Below are 6538 nucleotides of genomic sequence, written 5' to 3'. Positions count from 1 at the left end.
TGAAGGACCCCGCCTACCGGATGTCTTACGGATTCGTGCCGATTACAGCGAAGAACCCCGGCGCGGCAGATACAGCCGTGCGGATCGTCACCCCTGGCAGCCCAGAGGCAGGCGAGATCGAGAAGATCATCCTCAAGGAGGTGAACAAGACTCGCTACCCACCCGGCAAGGTCGTAGAGAAGGTCCAGGCAGCCGGTTTTCCGAAGTTTAAGATCCACCAGCACACGCAGCTTTGGCAGAAGCTCGATGCAAAGAAGGACGGCAAGGGCAACGGATGCATTGGCGACTATGGCAACTGGGTCTGGTTTGACCGATGGATCGATGAGGTCATCGCCCACTGCGGGGCGGAAGGCGATCGGTATCGATGATCACGGTATGGCCGAAACGATCCGGAAATTGATTGCTCCGAAACTCGCGATCAATAATTTGAGCGGGAGAAGTTTGCGGTGAATGTGGCACAGCGGGCTGCGAAAATGTCTGGATAGACCACCACCGATCTTACCCGATTATTCGCTTGCATCCAAACCTCAAGATCAACTCGGTCGCATTCCGAGGCTACGGTAACGTCCACAATCAGATTGGTCTTGTAGCGTATTTGTGCCGCCCCCAGTGCTCGATTAGGCCACTTGCGTTCGAAGGCCAAGGGGCTTTCGCCTCCCAATGCTGAGTGCCGACGGCGCGGGTTATAGAGGCCTTTGATTTATTCGAAGATCGCCACCTGAGCCTGCCGCCGAGTTGCCCGTGACCGGTGCCAGATCAGCTCGGCCTTGATGGTTTTGAAGAACGTCTCGACGGCCGCATTGTCATAACAATTAAGGGCCGTTCTCTGCCGCCGATATTGAGGGCGGGAATTTGCTGTTGGCTGCGGTGACCATGAACTTTCCGAATACGCTGCCTGCTGACGTTCGTCGTAGGTCGAATGATTGTCGGCTGGGTCGCGCACTTTCAGCAAGTCATGCGCTTCTCTTTTGCTTTGCTTTACCGTCACAGTTAGGGAAGCGGATACAGCTGAGAAATGATCCATAGCGGCCGTGCCGTTCGACAAGCCATCCTGCTTCGCAACTGGGGCAATTCTGCTGGGTCTCCCCGCAATCAGTGCAAACCAGTTCTTCTCTGGTCCGGGAACGGATCGGAAGGCCGACACCGCAGGCCGGACATGCCGGCATGCGACTGCCGCACAACTTCACGTGCTCGCAGCAATACCAGTCGCGGCCGTCCTTTCCACCCATGTGAAGCAGACGCCCGCCGCAACCCGGACAGGTGTGGGTGTGATTCTGAGCCTCCAAAGGCAAAACTACGCCGAACTCAGGCTCTCTCATTAGCTCTTCGACGAAGACTGAGGGGCGCGCCTCGGAGGCAAGAATGGTCACGGTCCGCCGGGCCCGGGTCACAGCCACATACATGACACGCCGTTCCTCGGCATTCGGATATGGCTCGGCCTCAGGCGATACAAGGCTGAGCAGAGGGTCGTCGACGATCATCGACGGGAAGCCCATCTTGGCGTTGTCGGCGCCAAGGATAATGACGTGATCGGCCTCCAAGCCTTTCGATGCATGGATGGTCTTGAAGTCTATCGTCGCCCCGGGGTTACGACGCTGAAGCCGCCCGACATCGGGCCTCAGGAAACGATACCGCCCGAGGATCAGGATCGAAGGCCTCCCGCCTCCCTTCCCCTCTGTGTCGGCAAGTGCAGCCACGGCGTCGTTCAACGCCATCTCCCTGGTTTCGCGGCGCGTCCAGGCGATCCTGATCGAAGGTTCGTCCGTCTCGCCTGCCGGTATCACCGTCTTGGTGATCTGAGCGGGGTTACGGAGAACAAAACGACGGGCGGCCAGAGCGATCTTGTCCACTGACCGGAAGGTTCGACCGAGATCGACAATGCGATGGACACCAGTGGCCCCTGCATAGGTGCCGCCGAATTCCGCGCCAAAGTTCCGCATGATGTGGATGTCCGACCCGGCAAAGCGGTAAATCGACTGCCAGTCGTCGCCGACGGCAAACACCTTGGCATCGGAGTGCTGGCGTTTGAGTGCCTGAATCAGCTTCGCCCGCCCGGTTGAGATGTCCTGTAATTCATCGACGAGAATATGCCGAAATGGGCTATGATAGCGCCCGCTTTCGACGAAGGCCGTGGCGCGATTTACCATGTCCTCGAAGTCGATCCGATCACCCAGGCGGGATTGATACTCTCGGAAGACCGCCCCGAAGATCGTCAGAAAGGCCTCGGCCCGTTTGCCCATCTTCAACCTCAGCGCCTTGTCTGAGCAGTCCTCGATCCTGTAGCCGCCGTTCTTGAAGTGACGCAGGAAGGTGCCCATCAGCGAGGTAAAGCCGTCGACCACCCCGACCTCGGCCACACGGTCGTAGATCTCGATGTCCGGTATCGGCCGCAGCGTGACGTGGGTCTGGAGCTTCTTAGAAAGCGCGTCGAGCAGTCTGCCTTCTTCACGCTCCCAGCTGTAGGTTTCCACCAGAACCGTCTCGTGCTCGGCATGAACCTGCCGTTTCCAGTCCATGCTCTCGAGATATTCATCGCGATCGACGTAAGGTGCCGTGGTCAGTTCCTCCACGCCGTCCCTGCCGCGTTTCTTGCGCACACCGAAGTGCTCGATGTAGACGCCGCTCTCGGTCAGCCGGAAATCGGGCGTGTAGACGCGGCGACCGGTCTTTTCGAGCCTGTGCTCGTAGCTCGGCTCGTATTCGTAAGCGATGCCGTTTCGGAATAGCCAGTTGGCGATTTGAAGCTCTTCGAAGCTGTTTACCGTCTCGCCTTGCAGCGTCCGCAGGTTGCGGCTCTCTATCTGCGCATACCATTCGTGCTTCGTCGTGAAATCCCATGCTGTCGGGAAGTCGTCGAAGAAACCGGCGAACCAGCCAATCACGGTCTGCGCGATCTCACTGGCGGTCGCCACAATGTGCCGCAGGATCTCCTTCATCAGAGACAAGAATGCCTTATCGTCTGTCGCGGTCGGTGCCAAAGGCGGCTTCTCACCCTCCACTTCGCCGATGATCTCGTAAGCCAATGCGTGGAAAGTGCGCGCCGCCACCGGGATTCCGCACCGCGCCTCGATCCGCTCGGACATCTCGGTTGCGGCATCCTTCGCGAAGGCCAGCAGCAGGAGCTCGCTCGGCATCCGAATTCCTGCCTTCACGAGGTAAGCGGCCTTGGCGGTGATCACGCTCGTCTTGCCCGACCCGGCGCCAGCCAGAACCAGCGTCGCGTCTTCGTCGACGACGACGGACAGACGCTGTTCCGGCGTCAATGGCATGGACTCGACCGTGTCGAAAAAATCCTTCCATCGAAGCAGCTGAGCTTCCACGAATGCCTCGATTGACGCGTCCCGGGCGGCATTCGGATCGGATGCAAACGCCATGATCGGCGCAATTCGTGACATCACCTTGTCGCCGACGGCCCCCACGTTCAGTTTTGCGAGCACCCGGCTATTCAGATCGGCAGCATCGCGCGCCAGCGGAGCCACGTGGCACGCGGCGGGGTAAGCGTTCGGCAACCTGAGCGCATCAAGCGCTTGCAGGATGCGTCGGACTGCGTCGTCCTCTTTTTCCAGCTCCGCCTGATTGTAATCGGCCCAAGCGGTCGCAGCCGCGTCTGCGAAGCTTCTGGCCGCAGACGCATCCACCGCTGGCAAAGTCAGGTTTTGGCCGCCCCCGAGATCAAGGAAGAAAGACGACGAGATAAGTCCTTTCCTCACCGATGGGCGCGTCGCGATAGCTTCGTGCCCTATCCAAGGGGAACCAGCCCCGCGTGCTGCAATACCCTTTTCTTGCAATATGAGGGATCTTGGATGTCGACCCAGAGGGTCAACCACAAACCTCAAGAAGGATTTTGAAGCGAGGTTCATGTGCACCAAATTGCCAGACTTTCCCGAGGTATAGCAGGTATCGAACCGCGAGGAACCTTGTGTAACGCAATTTCAGGTGCGAGTGGGCACCTACTTTGTCCATTTTTGCATGACAATGAACTCGAACCAGACGAACGGTTGGGCGGATATGGTCGGCCATAAGGTCGGAATTATCACCGACGCAGAAACACCGTTTGACGGCCTCCGCCGGAGGCATACGGTAAAACGGGGGCAAGACCACCGCTGCGGAGCAAGGCACTTTCAGGGTTAAATCAGCAGATCCTCAAGGAATTCAGAAGCTGGATCGACCGCGGAAAGCCAGAGATGCTCTCGGGCTCGTGTGGCCGCCACGTATAGCAGGTGCCGTTCGGTATCGAAGATCTCGCGCAATTCGCGTTCGTCTGTCGCGCCCAAGAGGCGATCTTCGTTTGGGATTACGTCAGCGTCGCAAGCCATGACAGCAACGGCTCTAAACTCCCTACCTTTTGCATCATGCATGAGATTGATCAGTATATCCGAATGCCCAGAGATGCCGCGCGCCGCCTTTGCCCTGACCATTTCCATATCCGAGCGCACGAGTATGCTAATTGTCTCGGGCCGAACTCCCTCGTGAACCATCTTCGTCAGCCAATCGCCGAGGGCTTGGCTCTCGTCGTCAGCACTTACGAAAGTCCGCATAGTCGGGGCCGGCCCATGGAACACTGATGTGACGCCGGTTCGACGATCTTCTTCGCCTCCGGTTTCAAGCAGCCTGGGTGGGAGCAGTCGATCTGATTGGGATCGAATTTGATGAGATGTCCGGTAATTCACTTTCAGACTGCGTGAACGCCCCTGGACATCCACCCCAACAGACTTCCACGGAAAAGGGGAGCGGAATATCCGTTGCGCAATGTCTCCCGCGAAAAAGAGGCCGTTGGGTCGATCGCCCGAGATCGAGGCGAGCAGCGCAAGCTCGGGCACCGAGATGTCCTGGGCTTCGTCGACGACGACATGGGTGAAAGGTCGCTCATTGAGGTTGCGCGCCACCTGGTGCATCAGTCCGGCTTCTGTCTCCAATCCGCGAGAGGAGAGGCCTTGGCGAACCTTCGAAAAGATTGCCCAGAGCTCATCCCTGCGTGACGCTGCCATACGAACCTTACGACCGAGCCGGGGCAAATCCCTGTATCGGTCCCCATCTCGAACGTCCCATGCGTCGACGATCAACCGCCATTCGTCATTCAGAAAAGCATGGTCGATCGTAGAACTGGTATCTCTGGCAGCTTGCTCAAGAAGGGTCGTGACCTCGTCATCGCTGGCAATCGCAACACCGTCCGCGACCGACATCGCCAATTGCCGAGCGACGGTCGACATCGTGGCTACGGAGATACGATCAGCAATTTCCGGATGCCCAACGGTGAGACGATGCATTTTTTCCGAAAGACCAGAGGCCAGGCCTTCAGAGAAGGTTGTCAGCAAAACCCTGTGATTCGAGCTCTCGGTTGCGAGCCGCACTGCGCGATGTAGGGCGACGACCGTCTTTCCAGTGCCGGCCGACCCGATCACTCGGGCCGGCCCGTTAAAGTCTCGGTCGACGAACTCCTGCTGCGCCGGGTGCAGAAAGACCGCCCACTCATCCCAAGGCGCATCGAGCGCCGCACGAAGCTCCTGCTCGTCGCCGACGACCCGAAACCGACGTTGAGCATCGGGATGCGTGAAGCCAAGACCCTGAGGTTCTGCGATCCTCACGGTCGGCACCTCACCGACTGCCGCCCCAAGTATCGCCTCCTGCGCCTCGTCAGGCAGGTGTCCGGCGATATCGAGCACGGTATCCTCGGTCGCCTGCCGCACGGTCTCCAGCCAGTCTTCCGGGATACCCCAACTCAAGAGCGTGTCATCGCTCTCGTCCGTGAAGAGGCGCGGCTTCTTAACCGCTTCTTCCACATAGCGCTGGACGACAATCTCCTCGACCGTCTCGCGAATCTCGACGATCTGCGCGGCACCGGTTTTGGGATGGGTGTCAAGGCGCCGTCTCTCCGCCCAGGCATAGGCGTCGTCATGGTGACCGACATAGGCGAGCAGCGTATCGCTATCGCGTTTGTGAAGCACCACGCGGAGATCATGGTTCACACGTGCCGACCAAAAGCCTGGGTCGCGGCAGCGATCAATCCGGTGCAGTGACAGCCCGGGGCTCTCAGGGTTCTGCTGGATGTCGAATGCTGTTACTTTCGTCTGGGACTGCTCATGACCAGAGAGCTTCTCGAGCGATTTCGTAAAGCTGGAGGCGATGAGAACTGTCACAGCCGCTTGCCAAGCCAATCGTTGAAGGGTTCGCCCGACCCAACCTCAAACCATTTTTCCGGGCCGCTGAAATTCCCTCCACCGCTGATCACTCCCGCTGCCATGGAGGCGCTGTTTGACTCGTAATCGCGCGTGAATACCAGCAAGCCAGATACTGAAGGGTGATCTACCAAGGTGCCGTCAGCGATCAACCGTCGCCGTTCATCATCGTAGCGTCTCTCTGTGCGAGATGGGATTTTCCGGGCCGTCGAGCCTTTGAAAATCTTGAAACGAGGCTTTTTCTTGATCTCCAATGGAGCTCCCGTTGCTTTCGCGGTTTCATCCTCGAACTCGAACTGATCCATCAAACCCCCATCACCTTCATCACTTCATCCCCAAGATGGTTGATGACCTTCACCGCG

At 58.5% G+C, this 6538-nt stretch carries 3 protein-coding genes and 2 pseudogenes; 1 reads left to right on the top strand and 4 read right to left on the bottom strand.

Going from position 1 to position 6538, the window contains the following annotated elements; all coding sequences use genetic code 11:
- Positions 1-368: pseudogene (locus tag ACOI1H_RS22725) on the top strand (hypothetical protein); the annotation flags it as partial.
- Between the two features lie 257 nt (positions 369-625).
- Here ACOI1H_RS22725 and ACOI1H_RS22720 read toward each other — a convergent pair.
- The 4 genes and pseudogenes from ACOI1H_RS22720 to ACOI1H_RS22705 all read right to left on the bottom strand — a co-directional run.
- A pseudogene (locus ACOI1H_RS22720) lies at positions 626-814 on the bottom strand (IS3 family transposase); the annotation flags it as partial.
- A 139-nt stretch (positions 815-953) separates the two neighbouring features.
- Complete coding sequence (locus tag ACOI1H_RS22715; RefSeq protein WP_422440403.1) at positions 954-3638, bottom strand: UvrD-helicase domain-containing protein; 2685 nt, start codon at positions 3636-3638, stop codon at positions 954-956.
- Between the two features lie 489 nt (positions 3639-4127).
- A complete protein-coding gene (locus tag ACOI1H_RS22710) occupies positions 4128-6137 on the bottom strand; it encodes a UvrD-helicase domain-containing protein (protein WP_422440402.1) in 2010 nt (669 codons plus the stop codon).
- Positions 6134-6481: a DUF4357 domain-containing protein gene (locus ACOI1H_RS22705; protein WP_422440400.1), complete on the bottom strand. Its 348-nt coding sequence runs from the start codon at positions 6479-6481 to the stop codon at positions 6134-6136. Before ACOI1H_RS22705 ends, ACOI1H_RS22710 begins: the two co-directional genes overlap by 4 nt.
- Between the last annotated feature and the right edge of the window lie 57 nt (positions 6482-6538).

The sequence above is a fragment of the Loktanella sp. DJP18 genome, from assembly GCF_049310965.1.
Taxonomy (GTDB): Bacteria; Pseudomonadota; Alphaproteobacteria; order Rhodobacterales; family Rhodobacteraceae; genus Loktanella.
Note: the sequence above shows the minus strand (reverse complement) of the source record. Positions and strands in the feature narration are given on the sequence as shown.